The organism is Exiguobacterium sp. s122 (assembly GCF_018618475.1).
In the GTDB taxonomy this organism is placed as follows: Bacteria; Bacillota; Bacilli; order Exiguobacteriales; family Exiguobacteriaceae; genus Exiguobacterium; species Exiguobacterium himgiriensis.
Map to the genome: position 1 here is coordinate 483,043 of NZ_JACSMD010000001.1, position 20,323 is coordinate 503,365.

The 20,323-nt window shown below is 53.3% G+C and carries 13 protein-coding genes; 12 read left to right on the plus strand and 1 reads right to left on the minus strand.

Annotated elements, in window-relative coordinates:
- Positions 1-365 precede the first annotated feature (365 nt).
- Positions 366-1,727, plus strand: a complete 1,362-nt coding sequence (locus tag KNP92_RS02515; RefSeq protein WP_214836561.1) for an Ig-like domain-containing protein — start codon at positions 366-368, stop codon at positions 1,725-1,727.
- 214 nt (positions 1,728-1,941) lie between these two features.
- Here KNP92_RS02515 and KNP92_RS02520 read toward each other — a convergent pair whose 3' ends face one another.
- Positions 1,942-2,217, minus strand: a complete 276-nt coding sequence (locus KNP92_RS02520) for a hypothetical protein (protein WP_214836564.1) — start codon at positions 2,215-2,217, stop codon at positions 1,942-1,944.
- Between the two features lie 338 nt (positions 2,218-2,555).
- Here KNP92_RS02520 and KNP92_RS02525 point away from each other — a divergent pair, with 338 nt between their 5' ends.
- The 11 genes from KNP92_RS02525 (at position 2,556) to wecB (ending at position 20,298) form a co-directional block, all read left to right on the plus strand.
- A complete protein-coding gene (locus KNP92_RS02525) occupies positions 2,556-4,682 on the plus strand; it encodes a heparinase II/III family protein (protein WP_214836567.1) in 2,127 nt (708 codons plus the stop codon).
- 237 nt (positions 4,683-4,919) lie between these two features.
- The gene (locus KNP92_RS02530; RefSeq protein ID WP_251136366.1) at positions 4,920-6,983 is read left to right on the plus strand and encodes a bifunctional metallophosphatase/5'-nucleotidase; all 2,064 of its coding nucleotides are present in this window, start codon (positions 4,920-4,922) and stop codon (positions 6,981-6,983) included.
- A 176-nt stretch (positions 6,984-7,159) separates the two neighbouring features.
- The gene (locus tag KNP92_RS02535) at positions 7,160-10,243 is read left to right on the plus strand and encodes a CgeB family protein (RefSeq protein ID WP_214836570.1); all 3,084 of its coding nucleotides are present in this window, start codon (positions 7,160-7,162) and stop codon (positions 10,241-10,243) included.
- Positions 10,240-12,399 carry a glycosyltransferase gene (locus KNP92_RS02540; protein ID WP_214836573.1) on the plus strand — a complete coding sequence of 720 codons (2,160 nt, stop codon included), beginning with the start codon at positions 10,240-10,242 and terminating at the stop codon, positions 12,397-12,399. The genes KNP92_RS02535 and KNP92_RS02540 overlap by 4 nt, the downstream gene beginning before the upstream one ends.
- 54 nt (positions 12,400-12,453) lie before the next feature.
- Positions 12,454-14,418: a hypothetical protein gene (locus KNP92_RS02545; RefSeq protein ID WP_214836576.1), complete on the plus strand. Its 1,965-nt coding sequence runs from the start codon at positions 12,454-12,456 to the stop codon at positions 14,416-14,418.
- 10 nt (positions 14,419-14,428) lie between these two features.
- The gene (locus KNP92_RS02550; protein ID WP_214836579.1) at positions 14,429-14,782 is read left to right on the plus strand and encodes a hypothetical protein; all 354 of its coding nucleotides are present in this window, start codon (positions 14,429-14,431) and stop codon (positions 14,780-14,782) included.
- Complete coding sequence (locus KNP92_RS02555; protein WP_214836582.1) at positions 14,779-16,071, plus strand: glycosyltransferase family 2 protein; 1,293 nt, start codon at positions 14,779-14,781, stop codon at positions 16,069-16,071. The genes KNP92_RS02550 and KNP92_RS02555 overlap by 4 nt, the downstream gene beginning before the upstream one ends.
- A 145-nt stretch (positions 16,072-16,216) precedes the next feature.
- A complete protein-coding gene (locus KNP92_RS02560; RefSeq protein ID WP_214836585.1) occupies positions 16,217-17,506 on the plus strand; it encodes a nucleotide sugar dehydrogenase in 1,290 nt (429 codons plus the stop codon).
- 17 nt (positions 17,507-17,523) lie between these two features.
- On the plus strand, positions 17,524-18,321 hold the full coding sequence (locus KNP92_RS02565; RefSeq protein ID WP_214836587.1) for an ABC transporter permease: 798 nt from the start codon (positions 17,524-17,526) through the stop codon (positions 18,319-18,321).
- Positions 18,322-18,334: 13 nt separating this feature from the next.
- On the plus strand, positions 18,335-19,192 hold the full coding sequence (tagH, locus tag KNP92_RS02570) for a teichoic acids export ABC transporter ATP-binding subunit TagH (protein WP_214836590.1): 858 nt from the start codon (positions 18,335-18,337) through the stop codon (positions 19,190-19,192).
- Positions 19,189-20,298, plus strand: coding sequence for a non-hydrolyzing UDP-N-acetylglucosamine 2-epimerase (gene wecB, locus KNP92_RS02575; RefSeq protein WP_214836602.1), 1,110 nt, complete (start codon positions 19,189-19,191; stop codon positions 20,296-20,298). The genes tagH and wecB overlap by 4 nt, the downstream gene beginning before the upstream one ends.
- Positions 20,299-20,323 lie beyond the last annotated feature (25 nt).

Consider the following 20,323-nt stretch of genomic DNA (forward strand, 5'->3'; position numbering starts at 1 on the left):
GCGCGCGTTCGGTTTTCCTAGGTGAATCCAGCATAATGGTTGTTATGCGGTTTTCGCACCTCGCCATCCCTGTCACTACGTCATAGGAAGCATTATGTATAACGTCACGTCAATAAGAAACAAGCGCTAAGCGTTGTTTCGCCTAACCCCCATTTCTCTATAACAACCATTATGGGAGCAAGCCTCTTAGAAATCGGTTCGAGTGCGAGATGTAGTCGTTTGCACGTAAGAGAGGTGTCGATTTTTGTCTAACGATTCCACTCGGAAAATCAGAAAACAATTCCCATCATGCTGAAAATGACCATTTCTTTTCATTGGTTTCCTCATACACTGGGAGAAGTGAACATGAAAGGATGGGATTTAACATGAAACAGTGGATGAAAGGACTGCTTGCGTTCACATTGGTCGTAGCGAGTCTGACTCCGGTCGTGGCGAAAGCGTCGACAGTCGGAATGGTTGTTAACGGTGTCGTCAAAGGAGAGATTACGGACGGGCAAGATGAATATGTGTATGCATTGAACGTGCCGGAGGCTGGGCGGCTCACGTTAGACATCACATCATCTGTCGAGGATTATGCCCGTTATCAATTATCGGATCAGTACAATCAGATGTTGTTGGACGAAAATATTAGTGGCCAATTGAATACACCGGGTCGAGCGAAGTATGTATTCGATGTGGAGCCGGGAACTTATCAGATGAGTGTGTATGACACGTATGGGGACGGGGACCGAGGTAAGTTTGAAATCGTCTCAAGCTTCAAAAAAGCGGCAACGCATGATGTCGAACCGAACGACGGTACCGCGCAAGCACAACCTCTCCCGTTCGGACGAACGACGCGCGGTTTCTTGTCGCTCCAAGATAGTCTAGACGTCTATAAAGTCGTACTACCGAGTGCGGGCCGCTTCTCGCTCAACGTCAAGAGTTTCGTGGACGGTGCGGCGCGCGTGACACTGTCCGATTCTTACAACCGAGACGTCTTTAGCGAAAATATATCAGGCGCCTACAACAATCCCGGGGTATACACAAATGGTGTCGACTTGGAGGCGGGAACATATTATTTAGGAGTCGAAGATCGATATGGGGACGGAGATACCGGGGTTTATGAAGTGCGTACGACGTTCACTAAAGCTGGTAACACGGAGCGAGAGCCGAACAATGGCACGACAGAAGCGATGCCGCTTCCGTTCTATCAAAAAATAACCGGCTTCTTGTCGTGGAACGACACGGAAGACTACTATAAAATCGTTGTCCCAAAGAGCTCGGTCATCACGTTGGACTTAACGTCGTATGTATCGAGCCAGGCCAACGTCGTATTGCAAGATGCGAACAACCAGTACTTAATCCATGAATCCGTGACGGGACGTGAGAACTCGCCTGGTCGGTTCGTGCAGCGCATCGCCTTGAACCGTGGAACGTATTACGTTAGCGTATTTGACTCTTATGGAGATGGTGACACAGGCAAATATCAGCTCCTCGTTAAAGCGAGCCACTTGCTCCCAGAGCTCGTCGTCAATAAGGTGACGACACGTTCCACGAAAGTGAGTGGAAAGACGGAGAAAAACGCTTCGGTCGTGCTCACCATCGGAAACAAATCGTACACACGAAAGGCTGACGCGAAAGGGAATTATTCGTTCAACATGAGTAAGAAAAAAGCAGGCGCGACGCTTACCGTGACGGCTAAAAACAAATATGGATCTACTGTGAAGCGGGTCAACGTAACGAAGTGATATGTCTCGATTCATATAAATAGAAGGCGATTTCTTGCATGTTAGCGAGAGATCGCTTTTTTGATAGAGGGAGTCATCAATGGAAAATGAAACTCACTTGATTAGAAGCGCTCCCCCGGACTTTGTACGTGACGGTCCGTTAAAAAACGCTTGTCCGAATCATTTCGGACAAGCGTTTTGAATATAGGGAGAGGTATACGTAACACCTCGTAAGTTAGTTAATGACCATAACGGCTAAACAAGACGTCGCTGCTTTTAAGCAGTCTCGTTGCGAGTCGTATGTTTCTTTCATGTTCGGGAACCACTTCCAAAGCGACGTGGAGTCGAACGAGTCGAGCTCTTGAAACGGTTCGGCCAGCTTTGCGTGACTATGGACACGTAATGTGAAAGTGAACTCACATGAAGTCGACTGGTGCAAGTCAATCTCGGCGAGCCGTTCTAAATTACGTTTATACGTGAAGCGTTCCGAGCAAGGCGAACAAGGACACATAATTGCACCTCTTTCTATCAGTTTCTTCCACATAAGTATACAATTTCATCCAATCCATGTCGCTTTATTTTTTCGTTTTTAGGTAAAAATATTGAAGGAATTAACTAAAGATATTTTTTGAATTCCAAATTCATTCATCTATATGAGTTCGACGAAATAACAAGCCACGGAGCTAGCAGAACAAATCGAACAAACGAACGAAGTCCTGCGTTAGCATATACAATGGACCCGACTCTTTCAACTCGTCAAGATAAAATCTAAAAAACGCTTCCCTTCATTTTGAAAAACTTTCCTTATTTCCATGTTATGATGGTAAAAAAAGATAAATGGGGTATTTGATGAATGCATTTATGAAAGGGACGCTGCTAACGACGGCGCTCGTTTTAACAACGTCATCGGTCGGCGCAGAAGCGAGCACCCGTCCATTCTTCACAGAAGTCGGAAAAAACACAATCGTCTATCGGCTCATGCCGGATAAGTCGATGAAACCGATCGCTACACTCACACCGAACAAACGCTATGACGTCGTCGGTGTATCGGGAAGCTACTATCAAGTCGAGGTCGACGGGCGCCGGACGTACGGCTTAAAACGGGACATCCCGCTCAAGACGACGATGCTCACGAAAGCCGTCGTCGCCGACAGCCAATATGACCGCCTGCTCCACAATTACACAGCCCGCTCGGTGAAGCGCGAAGTGCCGTACTATTATGGCTTCTTGACGGAGGCACAAGCTGTCTCCCAAGCCGAATCGGCCTTGAACGGCAGCTGGCGGCTCGGGGCGGCACCAGGACGTCAAGCCGTTCCGGACATCGCCACGTTCGACTGGGAGCGCGACATTAAAGTCGGCGACTCGACGTCGTTCATGTTCCAAGCGCAGTACTGGATGGTGTTGAACCAAGTGACGATGGCGTATCACTATACGAAAGACATCAAATATTTGGCGTATGGAAAGCAACTCATCGAGGGCTGGGTGAAACAATATCCGACCGCGCAATACAAGCGCTATCCGAACGCCTATCACCAACAAGGGACGGCCATCCGCACGTTCCACTTAATCAACTTCTGGAACCAATACAAGCGCTCGAAGTTGAACAATGACGCCGCGTTCAGCGCGCTCGTGCTACGGGCCGTCGAAGGGCACGGCGACGTCTTGTCGACGCCGTCGTTCTATCGCCCACGCCATAACCACGGCATCTTCCAAGACATGGCGCTCACCGATATCGCCGAGACGTTCCCGGAACTCGAGCGTTCGGCTGAGTGGCGCGAGCTCGCGGCCGCGCGTCTGACGGAGCAGCTCAACCATTCGCTCAGCCCGGACAACGTCCATCTCGAACACTCACCGGGGTATCAAGTGTACACATATGAGATGCTGTACCGGTTCAACCGTTGGATCGAGGCGAACGGCTTCACGACGTCACCACGCTTGGAGGCGGTCGAACAGATGCCGGAGACGCTCGTCCCGCTCATCAAGCCGAATCGGACGTTGCCGCTCTTTGGTGACACGACGGGAGAGCCTCGCACGGCGTCGATGATTTCGACGATGCGCGACTATCCGCATTTATTGTTCGCCGTGACGGGCGGGAAGGAAGGCGTCCGCCCAGTCGAGCGGACGAAACAGCTCCATACGCAATACGCCGTCCTGCGCGAGCATTGGGGAGAAACGAAACCGTTCGCGGACGCGGTCTCGCTTATGATGACGGCCGGTTTCCATAACACGGCCCACAAGCATCAGGACGATTTGAGCATCGACTTGTACGGCTACGGGCGCGACTTTATCGTCGAGACAGGACGCTTCGGCTACACGAACTTGCCGGAACGAAATCAAGCGGTGCATGTCAACGCTCATAACACGATCAACACGGGTACGCGCCAGCTGACACTGCACGCGAGTACACTTGGGAAGAGCGGCATCCAGTCGGTCGAAGAGGCGGACGGGTTACAGCGGGCGACAGGCTTCAGCGAACTGATGGGACAAGGCATCCATCATACGCGCAGTATCGCCCATGACCAGGCTGGTACCGTGCTCGTCGCCGACACGGTGCGCTCGGACGCACGTGCCTCGTTCACACAGCGGTTTCACCTCGGCGTCGGCTTAGAGCCGGTCGAGGAGAAGGACGGTGAGACGCTGTTCCGTGACAAGGAAGGGCGTACGCTCCAAGTCATCCAGTTGCCGATCGCTTCGGTCGGAGTCATGCGGCTCGAGCCGAGCTTCGTCGCCTATCGCGACTTTGAGTGGACGCCGCGCCACCAAGTCGTCTCGACGAAGACGGGGGCGGGCACGTCGTTCGTGACGTTGTTCCACATGTCGAAATCAAATACGCGCGTGACGTTCTCACACGTGACTGAGACGGAATCGACATACGTCGTATCGTACTCGTTATCGGACGGTCGTTCGCGGACGATGGAGATGCCAAAAGGCGAAATCGATGTACCGGAAGAAGAAACTGAAGGCATAGAAGGATAAATCGGAAAGAGGATGCCATTCGGCGTCCTCTTTTTTCAAAATCCGAAAGAAATCACGAAATATTTACAGAAAAGTAATTGTGTTATTTTATGAGATTGCGTATCTTTAAAGATGAAGTCTGTACGGATTTTGTAATCGCTTCCATTGGCTTGATGTCAGACATCTGGCAGTAGAAGTGAAATCGCGGGTATGACTTCGTTTCGGTCGACATATACATACTAAAGGAGGAACAATTGCATGTTGAATTCGAAAACACGCAAGTTTTATCAAGGGATGCTCGCGGCAACGCTCACGGCATCGGTGATCGCCCCTGCGGTCGTGACAGAGGCAGCCCCGGCTAAACAAACGATCAAGTTGAAGGCAGCTTTCGTCGAGAATGGGGATCTTGACGCGGCACTCGACAAGACATACCAAGGCAACAAAATCTACTGGTACAAATCAACCGTCGACATGGATAAGCTCGGTACATATCAAACGGTAAAAGGGTACATCAAGTGGAAGAATCAGCATTTCGAGAAAAAAGTGCGCGTTATCAACTATCCGAAAGCGATCATCGCACCGAAGGGTGAGTGGACGTTCAAACACGGTGAGAAGTTGACGGGCCAACTCAACACGCTCCAAGTCCAATTCGTCGATCGCGTCCTCCGTCAACCGGTCCAGTGGACGAACTTGTCGACAGACAAGATCGGCAAGTTCACGGCGACGGCGTCGTACACGCATAAAGGCCGTACGGTCACGCTCGACGTTCCTTACGAAGTGAAAGGGTACGAGCTCTCGTTCATGCACACGAATGACACGCACGCTTCACTCGACTTCGCACCGAACCGTGCTGCAGCTGTCAAAGAACTCCGTGCACAAAATCCAAATCGTCTTTTAGTCGACGCGGGTGACGTCTTCTCAGGGTCACTTTACTTCAACGAGTTCAAAGGACAAGTCGATCTCAAACTCATGAACTACATGAAGTACGACATGATGGTGCCAGGTAACCACGAATTTGACCTCGGTACAGAGACAGGCCATAAAGAGTTTGCCCAATTCGTCCGTTACGCGAACTTCCCGTTCGTCAGCTCAAACGTCGATTACTCAAGCGACCAATACATGAAGTCACTCTTCCGTGACGAGATTGCGACGAAGCCATACAATGGCCGTTTGTATGAAGGCATCATCCAAGAAGTCGATGGCAAGAAAGTCGGGTTCTTCGGTTTGACGACAGAAGACACAGCGAACATCGCGAGCCCTGGCCCGATTCAGTTCCAAAACTACATTGAAGAGGCGAAAAAAGCCGTCAAGGCGTTCGAAGACATGGGCGTCGACCAAATCGTCGCGGTCACACACATCGGTTACGATGACAACCCGGCCATTGACAACGACCTCGAGCTCGCGAAGCACGTCGACGGCATCGACGTCATCATCGGTGGCCACTCGCATACACGTCTTGATCAGCCGGTGCTCATCACAGAAGGCGAAAACCCGACGGTCATCGTCCAAGCGTATCAATATGGTGACTTCCTCGGCACGCTCGACCTCGTGTTCGACAAAGACGGCAAAGTCGTCTCACAAGCTGGTAAGTTGATCGACGTGAAGACATACGCGCCAGACCCAGGGGCAGCTCGTCTCCTCGCACCGTTCGCAGCTGAGATCGACGCCATTAAAAACCAAGAAATTGGCGCTTCAACGACTACTGTGTTCGAAAACTTACGTGATTCGGGCGACGTGACGAAGCCGAGCGTTCGAAAAAACGAGACGGCTCTCGGAAACTTGATCACAGACGGCATGCTTGATCGTGCGAAACAAGCCGACCCACAAGTCGTCGCAGCGATTCAAAACGCGGGCGGTATCCGTGCAGCGATCAACGCTGGCCCAATCACGACAGGTGAAGTCCTCACAACGCTTCCATTTGGTAACACACTTGCGGTCATGACGCTTCAAGGTAGCGAGCTCCTCGCGGCGCTCGAGCGTAGCGTGAGCGTCTATCCAATCGAGAGCGGCGGCTTCCTTCACATGTCTGGTATGAAACTCGAGTTCGACAGCTCGAAACCGGCGAACAGCCGTGTCGTCAAGGCACAGGTGCTCCAAGGTGGAACGTATGTCGATATCGATCCATCTGCAACATATAAGATTGCGACAAACTTCTTCGCAGCAAAAGGTGGGGACAACTACCTCGAGTTCAAGAAGGCTTACGAAGAAGGACGCGTCAACGACCTCGGTCTCATCGACTGGGAAATCATGCGCGACTATCTCGTAAAACTTGGCGAAGTCACACCGACGGTCGAAGGCCGCGTGGTCGACGTCAAACAATGATCGGAACAGGACATCTTCGGGTGTCCTTTTTTTCTGTCTTCGATTTGTCATCCAGATGATTTTGCCTTTTGAATTGTGCGTTTGCTATAATCAATGGGTGTCGAAACGAGATGTTTCAAATAAGAAGGCATCGGCTAAAGAGAAAACGATGCCATTATGAATTTGGAGGAACCCCCATGAGTTGGAAACGTAAAGTGAAACGTGGTGTCTATTTAGGCATGCAGCGCGGCAAACGAATCGGCCGTCGGTTGATGAAAGGGACGAAGACGCAAGTACAGACGAGACAATTCGTCGAAGTCGTCCCGTCTTGGCATGCCCGGACGTCTGCAAACTATGAAGTGGACGGCGCGGCGCTCGTTTCTACGATGGCCGAGAAACAATTTTTGACGTACGGGGAGCGTGCCTCGTCATTCCGCTCGGTGCCGGGCCAGGACTCGTTCCAGCTCAACCCGTCGATTCGCGAGTTTGACGCGAGCCTGAACGTCGAGAAGAGCGGTGACATCGATGTCACGCTTCTCGTCATGATGTATAACGATCAAGAGCGGACGCGCGTCGTCCGTGTCGGGGACGGTGTCCGGACGACAGTCACGCTCCGTGACGACGAGACAAAAACTCGTTTTGTCATTCAGACGCAAGGGAAAGGACGCGTCTTGATTCAGTCGCTCCTCATCGACGGACAACCGCTTTGGAACGTCGAAGGAATGAGCAGCGCCGTTGCCGACGCCGACTTCGATACGATGATTGAACTCAATGCCGAGTCACTCGAACTGATCTCTCCGCTCAATCGCATCGTCGCGGTCGACGGCAACACGATCACGGTGACAGGGCAAGGCAGCCAGTATGAGCATTACGGCGTTCTTGAATCAGCACTCCCACACGTCGACACCGAACGCGGCATCGACTTCCCGCTCGCCGATATGGACGACTATGTCTATCGCTTTTACTTAAAAGGAGACGCGACCGAGATGGCGAAAGCGACGCTCTTCGTCGCGACGTACGCGCACGGGGAACGTGACCAGCTCATCGAGGTGCCTCTCGGCTTCAGTAACGTCATGAGTCTCACGCCGAGCCACGAGTCGGTCCGCTACTTCGTTCGCTTCCACGGGAATGGGACGATCTCGGACTTGAAGCTCGGTGTCATCCGTGAGAACAGCGTCCGCCGTACGGAGACGTTCGATCTCGACCCGACGTTCTGGACGATTCCGACGCCAGAGTCGATCAAGTTGAAACAAGACCCGAACGGACTCCGTCTTGTCCTTGATGTCGAGCCGGATGTACGCCGTTACGTATCATATATGGAGACGAACAACCGTTTCACGGTACTCCCGAAAGAGAAACCGTACACGGTCCGCCCGAACCACCGCTACCGCGTGACAGTCGACGGCGAACTCGGGGAGAACACAGGTGTCGTCCTCTACATCATCTCGTACTCGCTCACGGAGCGCTTGTCGATGCAGCAAGTCCAGCTCGGCAGCGAGAAGATTTTTGAGTTCGGGAAAGACGTGCGCTATCTTCGTTTCGCCCTCCGTGTCGACGGGCAAGGGGAGACGCTCGTCACGAACATCCGTGTCAGCGAGGAAATCATCACCGACCGGACACAAGTGCCGGAGTGGGTTGACCCACGTGAGGCACGTCTTTTCGAAGCGAAGCCACGTGAGTTGCACGAGATGAAAGTCGCAGCCATCTTCGATGAGTTCACGACCGCATCGTATCGCCCGGAATGTGAGTTGATCACGTTCTCGCCGGACGACTGGCCGGCCGTCCTCGCCGACCGCCAGCCTGACTTCCTCATGGTCGAGTCTGCCTGGAAAGGAAACGACAAGACGTGGGAGAAAAAGATTGTCAAATATGGCACGAACACATGGGAAGAGCTTGACGCCCTCCTCGAGTGGTGCCGCTTGAATAACGTGCCGACCGTGTTCTGGAACAAAGAGGACCCGATTCACTACGAGCGTTTCATCGAGACGGCGAAACGGTTCGACTTCGTCTACACGACGGATGCGAACATTCTCGACAATTATAAAGAAGATTGTGGACACGACCGGGTCGGCGCGTTGCCGTTCGCGGCGCAGCCGAAAGAACATAACCCGATTCGTCTCCCGGGGACGCGTGAACCGTACGCTTCCTTCGCCGGCTCGTATTACTCGAACCGCCACGAGTCACGCCGGATTGACATGGACCGTCTGTTCGCGGCAGCCGACAAGTATGGCCTCGTCATCTACGACCGCAACTATGAGATGAACCAGCGTGGCGAGACGGACCAGCTTCAATTCCCGGAGCAGTTCCGTAAATCGATCCGTGGGAGCTTGAAATACAACCAAATCGCGAAGGCGTACAAAGGCTTCAAAGTCATGCTGAACGTCAACTCGGTGAACGACTCACCGACGATGTTCTCACGTCGTGTTTTCGAAGGACTCGCCTGTGCGACGCCGGTCGTCAGCACGCGCTCCATCGGCGTCAAACAGATGCTCGGCGACTACGTCTTCTTAGATGAAGGCGACGAGATGCTCGAAGAGACGTTCCGTAAACTGTTGACAGACGATAGCTTCTATGAGGATGTCGCGATGGGCGGTATGCGCCACGTGCTTAAATATCACACATACACGCAACGCCTCGCCCAAATCGTCGGGGCGATCGGTCTGCCCTATCGAGTCGACCACCCGGAAGTCGCGCTCGTCGCGTTCGTCCGTTCGGCGGACGAGATGAACCGCGCCGTCGAGACGTTCCGCGCGCAAGACTATGAGCATAAACACCTCGTCGTCTTCCTCGACAAGTTTGAAGGCCACCTCGACTTGTACGAGGCATATAACACAGAAGACGTGTCGACGTTCATGCTCAGCTACTTGCCGCAATATAACGCCTTGTCTGAGATTTTGGACGGCTTCGACTGGATGGCGTTCATCCGCCCGAGTGACTATTATGGGCCGTCTTACGTGTCAGATTATATGCTCGCGACACGTTACGCCGATTCGAACATCTTAACGAAAGAAGACTACTTTACGTGGGACGACAAGCTTGAGAAGGTCGATTCGGACGGGACGTACCGTTACGTCTTCGACGCGACGCCGTCGCGCTCGATCATGAAACCGGACGTACTCCGCTTCTATAGCGTGGCGGAGGCGCTCGATGTGTTGAAACAAGACGCGACACTGAAAGAACTCGCCCAGTCCGGAGAACGCATCTTCAGTACGGACCCGTATCAATATGTAAAAGCAGGGAGCGATATGCCGCAAGCAGTCGCTCAGGAGGTACAACTATGACGACACCACTTCGCGTCCTCGTCTACGGGGACGTCAACTTGAACTTGATCGACGGGTCGGCCATCTGGCTGACGTCCGTCGTCTCGATGTTGAATCAAGATCCGTCCATCAAAGTCGATGTGCTCTTGAAACGCTCGATTACGAAGCCTGAAGTGACAGCCGGTATCCGTGAGTTGCCAAACGTCCGCTTCATCGACGTGTTCACTGACGCGTCTTATCAAGACGCACCATATGTCGAGCGTGGCGTGCTTCAAGCCGACGAGGCAGCAGCGCTTATCGATACGCTGATGACGAAGGAGAAGTATGATCTCGCTTTCGTCCGTGGCTTCCAGCTCGCGTACGACTTGTCTCAATATGAACAGACGATGGCAAAGACGTGGACATATATCACAGATTTCACGCACGACCATACACAAGCTTCTGAAGAAGAGCTTGCCCGGCTGAAGCAAATTGCGTCACGCTCGGCGCGCATGCTCTGTCAGACCGAGGCGATGAAGACGTATTTCGAGTCGTTCTTGCCGACGGACCGTCCGTTCCTCATCTTAAACCCGATGATCCCGAACGTGAAAGACGCCATGCCGACATTCACGAAACCGAACGATCGTCTCGTCTACACGGGGAAATTCGCGCCACTCTGGTATTCGACAGAGATTCTCGATGCGTTCGCGAAACTTCGTGCCGATTATCCGGCCGAGCTACATGTGGCTGGCGACAAGTTCAACCAAGACCCGAATAACCCGAATTTCAAGCAAGACATCCTTGCCCGCTTAAAAGCAGACGATGGATTGACATGGCTCAAAGGCATTCCGCGCGCCGATGTCGAGACGCTCATCGAATCGAGTGCCATCGGCGTCTCATGGCGCCATCCGGAGCTTGACGCCTCGCTCGAACTGTCGACGAAGTTGCTCGAGTACGGTTCACTCGGGAAACCGGTCCTCTTGAACCGGAACCCGATGCACGAACTCATCCTCGGCCCGGATTACCCGCTTTACGTCAATTCAGAACAAGAGTTCATCGAGAAGGCGAAGCTCGCCTTGACCGATGAGGCCGTTTACCGCGACGCGGCAACGCGGCTTTACGAGATGGCGCAGTACTACACGTTCACGAACACGTACAAACGCCTCCGTGACGAGCTTTGGTCGATGAAGAAAATCAACCTTCTGTTTGCCGGGCATGACTTCAAGTTCCTGCGTCTTTTCATGGATTATTTCGAGCGCCATCCGCGCTTTAACGTGTTGATTGACGAGTGGGAAGGACACAAGATTCATGACGTCAATCACAGTAAGGCGTGTCTCGAGCAAGCCGATATCATCTTCTGTGAGTGGGGTCTCGGTAACGCCGTCTGGTACTCGCACCATAAGAAGCCGCACCAGACGATGATCGTCCGAATTCACCGTCAAGAGAAAGAGACGCCTTTCCCGCGCGAGTACAATCTGCACAACATCGACCGCATCATCCTCGTATCGCCCTATATGCTCGAAGAGATGTACCGTCTGTTCCGCATTCCGCGCCACAAGATGACGATGATTTATAACGCCGTCGATGGGACGCGCCTCGTGCAACCGAAACAGCTCGACGACTTGACGTTCCACCTCGGCATGATCGGGGTCAACCCGAAGCTGAAACGGCTCGACCTCGCGCTCGATATGCTTGAGACGTTGCGGAAAGAAGACACGCGCTACAAGCTGTTCATCAAAGGGCATCACCCGAACGAGATCTATTGGATCAACAAACGGGAAGACGAGCGTGCTTATTACGATCGTTTGCTCGAACGGCTCGAGGAACCGGCATTTAAGGACAGTGTCGTCTTTGACGGCCACGGAGACGACGTACCGGAGTGGTTGACGAAAATCGGATTCGTCTTGTCGACGAGTGACCTTGAGAGCTTCCACCTCGCACCGGCCGAGGCGATGACGTCGGGCACGTACCCGATTATCCGCCACTGGATAGGCAGCGAGACGATTTACCCGGACGACGTGTTGATGGAGAACGTTTTAGACGGCGTCGACATCATTCAATCGTTCCAAGGGGAGTCTGAGAAGTTGCTCGCGGCGACCGAACACTTGATGGCATACGCGCATCATCATTTCGCCATCGAGACGCTCGCACCGAAGCTTGAACAACTCATCTTGACCGAAATGAATCGAAAACAATGAGCAAGCCCGGGCTTCCGGGTTTGCTCGTTTTATCATACTTTGAGGAGATATATTATGAGCCAGTTTATGTATGAAGCGAAGACGCATACGCTCGATTTCGAACGTCGGGACGGATTGACACACGTCGTCTCCGAGACGCCGCTCGATGTGCGTCTCGGCCACTACGACCCGTCACGCGAGGAGCCGAACGGGATGAACATCGCCTTGCGCCTCGATCACGTCTTTACGGTCGAGGTTCCGTTCAACAATCTGCTCCCGGTCTATTACACGGAAGACGAGGTCGTCGTCGGGACGTCGCTCGTCGACGTGGCAGACAAGGCGGGCAAGTCGACGGAGCAATCCGAAGCGGTCATTCAAATGCGCCACATCGGCCACGTCTTCGGACGAAATACGCGTATCGAAGGCGTCAAACGTCTCGCTGCCGGTGAACGGCTCGTCGTACGCGACGGGCATGTGACGGTCGAGACATGGGACGAATTGCCACGCGGGACATCTAAACTCCGTGACGACTTCACCGTCACGTGGCTCACGGCACTACGAAACGCTGTAGCCGTACCGATGACAGCTGTGAACATCCCATTCGCTGGGAGTGCGCTCGACGTGTTGCTCGCGAAACTTTACCTCGAAGCCGGGAAAGACGTGACGCTTCACGTTCCGGATGAGGAAGGAAACGAGGCGACGCTCGCCCGTGAACTACTCCCAGAAGCGAAACGAGAAGTCGTCCCGGCACCAGCGGATACGCTGACGCTCTCGCTCAGCCAACGTCTCGCCACGTCGTTCGAGGCGACAGAAGGCAACTTGTCCGCCTATGAGAGTATCCCGACCGGACGTGACGTCAATCACACTTACGTCGAGGTCGGCAAGCACGGGTCGGACTGGCTATATGGCAAGCACGTGTTCTTGAAAGACAACATGGATGAACACGAGGCGAAACAACAGCTGTCACGTAAAGCAATCCGCCCATTTGAAGGATTCGGAGAGGATGAACGCGAACAAGTCGAGGCAATGCTCAATCACTTGTTCGAAGAAGAGGCGGATCGCGATTGGAGCGGCCGGCTCGAGGCGGCCTGGTTCCATTTGAAGGTCGAACATTTTCACGCGTATGCCCGTCATGGCTTTTTGCGCGAGATGACGATTCTCCAGCCGCTCTTTGACCGGGACGTCCTTCGCCACATCATCGAGGCGCCGTATGAGACCCGTCGTCAAGGGCAGCTCGTCAAACTCGCCCTTGATGCGTTGTTCGGCGAGAAGCCTCTTCATTTCGTCAAAGAGTCGTTCGCATGGAGCGACTCACCGCTCCTTCCGACAATCGTGCCGGCGCCACTCAACTGGCGACTCATGCTCGATCACGTCGCGCCAGAACAAGTGAAGGAGGTAAACACACGACTCGGTGTCGAACAGAGCGTAAGTGAACGCTTCAAACCGAGTGACGCCCCGGAACACGGGTACGTCTCGCTTTGGAACGAGTGGACGGCCCGCAATTGGACCGTTCGGTTGGACGGGTCCGAGATTGAGCCGGAGACGGTCGAATTGACCGTGCCGGAAGCACATAAGCCGCGTTCGGTTACAATCAAGCCGTTCATCTATCATTACTTCGTCCCGTTCAACGCTGACTTGTTCACGTTGACGGAAGAACAGTTCGTCGCCCATCTCGAAGTGGCGCCATTGAACGGGGAGAACGGCTATTTGCAACTGTTCAATCAGAGCTTCAGCGCGGTCCCTTCGACCGAGTTCCAAAAAGACGCGATGCTCGGCAGTGCGCCGTACATCGACCTCGATGGCACGATTGAGCTGTTGTCTGAAGACGTGACACCGATTGAGCTGTACATCATGCAATACGATGCGAAGAAGAATTTGAAAAAGACGGCGTTCAGCCATGAGCTCCGGCCAGGCGTCAACACAATTCGTCACCGCATTCCAAAAGAAGTTGAGGCAAAGTTCATCAAGTTAGCGTTCAAATTCCAAAACGACCAACACACCGTCCGGATTAAGATGGGGTCGTGGGTCATAGAAAGCTGAGGAAATCGTCATGGATCGTCAACAAGTTGAGTATGTCGAACGTGAGAATGCATTTTTACGGGAACAACTGCAAGCTTTGACCGACCAGATTGAAGCGGTGAAACAAGACGTGCTCGAAGAGGGTGCGAAACATATCCGCGGGAAAGAAAACACAATCCAAAAGATGAAAGAGCTCGAGCGGGACGTCCGCCAGGCGAAAGCGAATGCTGACAAGTGGCGGAAAGAAGTTGCAAGCGAGAAAGAAAAGCGCGAAGCAATTGAAGCGGAAGTGAAACGTCTCACCCAAATCATCGAACGGGCGAAAGCAATCCCCGTCGCCGGGAAGCTCGTCGCGAAAATCGAGCGGGAAGGTCAATCGTCATGAACGGGTACGAAGAAGAATTGACGACGATTCAAACCGAGAAGAGGGCGTGGGCACGCACCGTCGAGGAACGGTTTCAACCGTTACGACTTCCTGTATGTTTAGAAGGACCGACCGCGCGCGGTGTCAGTGTCATCGTCGCCTCGCACGAATCGGTGGAGCATCTACAGACGTGCCTCGCCTCGCTCGAGCGGCAAACGCTTCATCCGTCGCTCGTCGAATGGGTGCTCGTCTTTAATGGACCGAACCGACAGGCACTCTATGACGCGAGCTTGTCTTACGGAAAAGACGTCACCGTCCATCGTCTGCTCGAAGAAGAGGCGAACGTGGGCGTCGCTCGAAACCGAGGGCTCGAGACGGCGACCCGTCAATACGTGACGTTTTTAGACGAAGACGATACGCTGAGCGAAGCGTATGTCGAGAAGCTGTTCGAACGGGCGCTCCCCGATCGCGTCGTCATCGCCGACATCCAGGACCGTGACGCAGAAGGGAACCCGCTCACGTCTCCGCTCCATCGTGAGTTTCTACGGCTAGCTGAACAGGACTGGACGTACGAACAAATGTCCCAACTGTTGACGCTAAACGCATGTAAACTCGTCCCGTCCGTCTATGCGAAGCGTACAATGTATGCGCCGCACTTGAAGAGCGGGGAAGACGTCGTCTACTTCTCGACGCTCTTCGCTACGTTTACCCCGCGCGTCGAGCTACTTGCGCCGGACACCGAAGCCATTTATTATCGTCAAGTGCGTGACCAATCCGTCTCAAGACAAACGCAGAGTTACGACTTCTCAATCAAACAACGGCTCGAGGTCATCGAGGCGCTCAACACCTTGCTCGAACAGGCGGACGAACCGACGCGACGCTTAATCGAACGAAAAATTGACGCTCAGACGTCGATGATGAGCCTGTACTATCGCGATGAGCCGAATGAACGTAAGGCCATCCGCGAACTTGCGACCGAGCTATCGTACTTTTCGTACAGTGTCTTGAACCAACATGCCGCGACACGTGCCGTCATCATCGGCGACAAACTCGAACAAGCAGGCGAACTCATCGCGACGTATCCGGACACGGCCATTATCCGTGTCTACCTATTAAACCCGTTTACGCGGGCAAAATTGAAAGAAGTCGTAACCGAAGATATGTTCCGCCGCTTAACGTTCGCAAACGTTTCCGTTTCGAATTGGTCATTATTGCCTGAAGTTTGCTATAGTGTAGGGGATGTGCGTGCGGCAGCGCTCAGTACGGAATACGTGCTCGGTACGAACGTACGAGCGGTCCGCCCGATGTAATCCCGTTTTGTCATGAAAATGTAATTGCTTAATAAATCGGATCAGGAGTATAATGGGTTTGATTTTTGGTAAAATCCTAAACAATATGAAATGTTAAGCAATATTCAGTGACACCTGTCACTAATCTATGGAGGTAATCTCAACTATGAAAGTATGTACGATCGGATTAGGATATATTGGACTCCCAACGTCTGCGGTCTTCGCCCAATACGGCGTCGACGTCGTCGGTGTGGACATTCATCAGTCAGTTGTCGATAAATTGAACCGTGGTGAAATCCACATCGAAGAGCCAGGCCTCGGAGACGTCGTAAAAGACGTCGTCGCGAAAGGCAAGTTCCACGCCTCACTCGAGCCGGAGAAAGCGGACGCGTTCATCATCGCCGTTCCGACACCGAACAATGATGACGAGCATAAGTCGTGTGACCTCACATACGTACTCGAAGCGACGAAACGCGTCCTTCCATACGTCGAGAAGGGTAACGTCATCATCGTCGAGTCGACAATCGAGCCACGTACGATGGACGACCATGTCAAGCCGCTCGTCGAAGCAGCAGGCTTCGTCGTCGGTGAGGACATCTTCCTCGTCCACTGTCCAGAGCGTGTCCTCCCAGGACAAATCCTTCATGAGCTCGTGCACAACAACCGTATCGTCGGTGGCATCACGCCAGCTTGTGCGGACGCCGGTGCAAACGTATACGGCACGTTCGTAAAAGGGGAAATCATCAAGACGGACGCGAAGACGGCTGAAATGTCGAAACTCATGGAGAACACGTTCCGTGATGTGAACATCGCCCTCGCGAACGAACTCGCCAAAGTGTGTAACGCTCTCGACATCAACGTCCTTGACGTCATCGAGATGGCGAACAAGCACCCGCGCGTCAACCTTCACAGCCCAGGCCCTGGTGTCGGCGGACATTGCTTGGCGGTCGACCCGTACTTCATCGTGGCGAAACAGCCTGAGCTTGCGAAGATCATCAAGCTCTCACGCGACACGAACGTCTCGATGCCGGCTTACGTCGTCGAGAACGTGCAGAAGCTCGTTTCAGACCAGCCTGAGGCAAAAATCGCCGCATTCGGCGTGACGTACAAAGGGAACGTCGACGACATGCGTGAAAGCCCGGCTGTCGAGATTATCGAATTGATGCTCGAGCAAGGCATGAACGTGGCCGTCCACGACCCACATGTCGAAGTCTCGTCATCAAAACACTTCGACCTCGTGTCGAAAGAAGAAGCAATCAAAGATGCGGACCTCGTCCTCGTCCTCGTTGACCATAACGAGTTTAAAGCGCTCGACTTCAGCGAGTTGAACGCGGCGATGAACCGTCCGATGATCTTTGACACACGTAACATCGTGAAGGCCGATGACAGCGACCTTGCGGTTGTGAATTACGGAAACTTGTACGAATACGTCAACGGGAAAGTGACGTTGGCCTAATCCGTTAGGTGCCCGCTATGATCAAAGCCTCGAAGCAAGTATTCATCGAACTATGGGAGAGTCTCTATTTAATCGTGAGACTCTCTCTATATGAAACGAAAAGTCGCTATTCGATGCAGTACTTCGGATACTTGTGGGAAATCATTACGCCCATCATCCAAATTGCGATCTATTGGCTCGTCTTCGGGTTCGGTCTTCGTGCGGGTCGAGACGTTGGTGATGTCCCGTTCCTACCATGGCTCGTCTCAGGAATCGTGCCATGGTTCTTCTTTGGACCGGCCATCGTCAGTGGTTCTCGATCCGTTTTTTCGAAGATCGCACTCGTCTCGAAGATGAGTTTCCCGATCAGCACGATCCCGGCGTACGTCATCTTGTCGGAACTGTACCGACACGTGGCAATGGTCGCGATCGCGTTCATCTTGATGATGGCGTTTGGCATCAGTGAAGGCTGGAACATATTGTTCTTGCCGTACCTGCTCCTCAGTGCGCTCGCGTTCTTATACGCGTTCTCGCTGTTGACGTCGGCACTGGCCACGATTATCCGCGACTTTCAAAATTTGCTGTCACAAATTATTCGGATGATGCTTTATTTACTCCCTATCTTCTGGCAACCGACTGGAAAGCTCGAAACGATTCTCATGATCAACCCGCTCTATTATTTGGTAGAAGGGTACCGGTCGATGTTCCTCGGAACGGATTGGCTCATGCAGAACGTGGGCTACGGCCTCTACTTCTGGGGCTTCACGCTCGTGACGTTCTTGATCGGGTCGGCGATTCACGTCCGTTTCCGTCGCTACTTCATTGACTACATTTAAGGAGCGGTGACGTATGAGCTACCAAGTGAAGTTTGAAAACGTATCAAAACGGTACACGTTGTACCGGAAACAAAGTGATAAACTGAAAGAAGTATTGTTCAACCGGGCGAACGGGAAGCAATTCTATGCGCTCCGTAACGTCACGTTCGAAGTCCCGCCGGGCGAGGTCGTCGGCATTCTCGGGATAAACGGCTCCGGCAAGTCGACGATGTCGAACTTGTTATCGGACGTCATCCCGCCGACGCACGGTAAAATCGAGTTGCGCGGGAAACCGTCGCTCATCGCCATCTCGTCAGGCCTAAACGGCAACTTGACGGGGATGGAGAACATCGAGCTGAAATGTCTCATGCTCGGGATGGACAAGCATCAAATCAAAGCGATTACCCCGGAAATTATCGAGTTCGCCGACATCGGCGACTTTATCGACCAACCGGTCAAAACGTACTCGAGCGGAATGAAATCGCGGCTTGGCTTCGCCATCTCCATCAACATCGACCCAGACATCCTCGTCATCGACGAGGCGCTCTCGGTCGGGGACCAGACGTTCACCGACCGCTGTCTCGTTAAGATGAACGAGTTTAAAGACGAAGGCAAGACGATTTTCTTCATCAGTCACTCGGTGTCGCAAGTCCGTCAGTTCTGTACGCAGGCGATCTGGCTCGAATACGGTGAGATTCGCGAGTATGGGCCGGTCGACGAAGTGGCCGACGAGTACATGAAGTTCTTAAAATGGTTCCGCACGCTCGATTCGAAGCGTCAATCTGAGTTCAAGCAACAGAAGATGGCGCAACGGACGACGATTGTCGACCAAAACGACATTGGTGAAACAATTATCTTGCCGCGAAAACCCCTCAAAGGAGAATCTGTATGATTAAAGTTATGACCGTGTTCGGTACACGTCCTGAAGCAATCAAAATGGCTCCGCTCGTCTTGGAGCTCAAACAACGTGAAGGGATCGAACCGATCGTCGTTGTCACAGCCCAACATCGGGAGATGCTTGACCAAGTACTCCAGCTCTTCAAGATCACTCCAGACTATGACCTTGACGTCATGAAGAAGAACCAAACGCTCTTCGATGTGACAACGCGCGTCCTTCACGGGCTTGATGAAGTCATGAAGGAAGCGAAACCAGACATCGTCCTCGTCCATGGGGACACGACGACGACGTTCGCCGCGTCACTCGCTGCGTTCTATAACCAAATCGCAATCGGGCACGTCGAAGCAGGCCTTCGTACGTACAACAAGTACTCGCCGTACCCGGAAGAGATGAACCGTCAATTGACGGGCGTCATGGCGGACCTTCACTTCGCACCGACCGAGACGTCAGCTGATAACTTGCTCCGTGAGAACAAGAAAGAAGCCGACATCTTCGTCACGGGCAACACGGCGATCGACGCGCTCAAGACGACCGTCCAAGACGATTACGACAACGCGTTGCTCAACACGATCACGGCTGAGAACAAACGTCTCGTCTTGCTCACGGCACACCGTCGTGAGAACCTCGGCGAGCCGATGCGCAATATGTTCCGCGCCGTGCGCCGTTTGATCGAGAAGTACGATGATATCGAAGTCGTCTATCCGGTCCACATGAACCCGATCGTTCGGGAACTTGCCGGTGAGATCTTAAACGACCTCGACCGCGTCCACTTGATCGAGCCGCTCGACGTGTTCGATTTCCACAACTACGCGTCACGCTCACACCTCATCTTGACGGACTCAGGTGGCGTGCAAGAAGAAGCGCCATCGCTCGGCGTACCGGTCCTTGTCCTTCGTGACACGACGGAACGTCCGGAAGGTGTGGCGGCTGGCACGCTCAAACTCGCCGGTGTCGAGGAAGAAGTCATCTTCGGCCTCGCCGATGAGTTGTTGTCAGATGCTTCGGCGCACCAATTGATGGCGAAAGCGTCTAACCCATACGGGGACGGGGAGGCGTCACGCCGCATCGTCGACGCAATCGTCGAACGCTTCACGCGTTGATGGCTTTAGACTGTCCCTCGGGGCA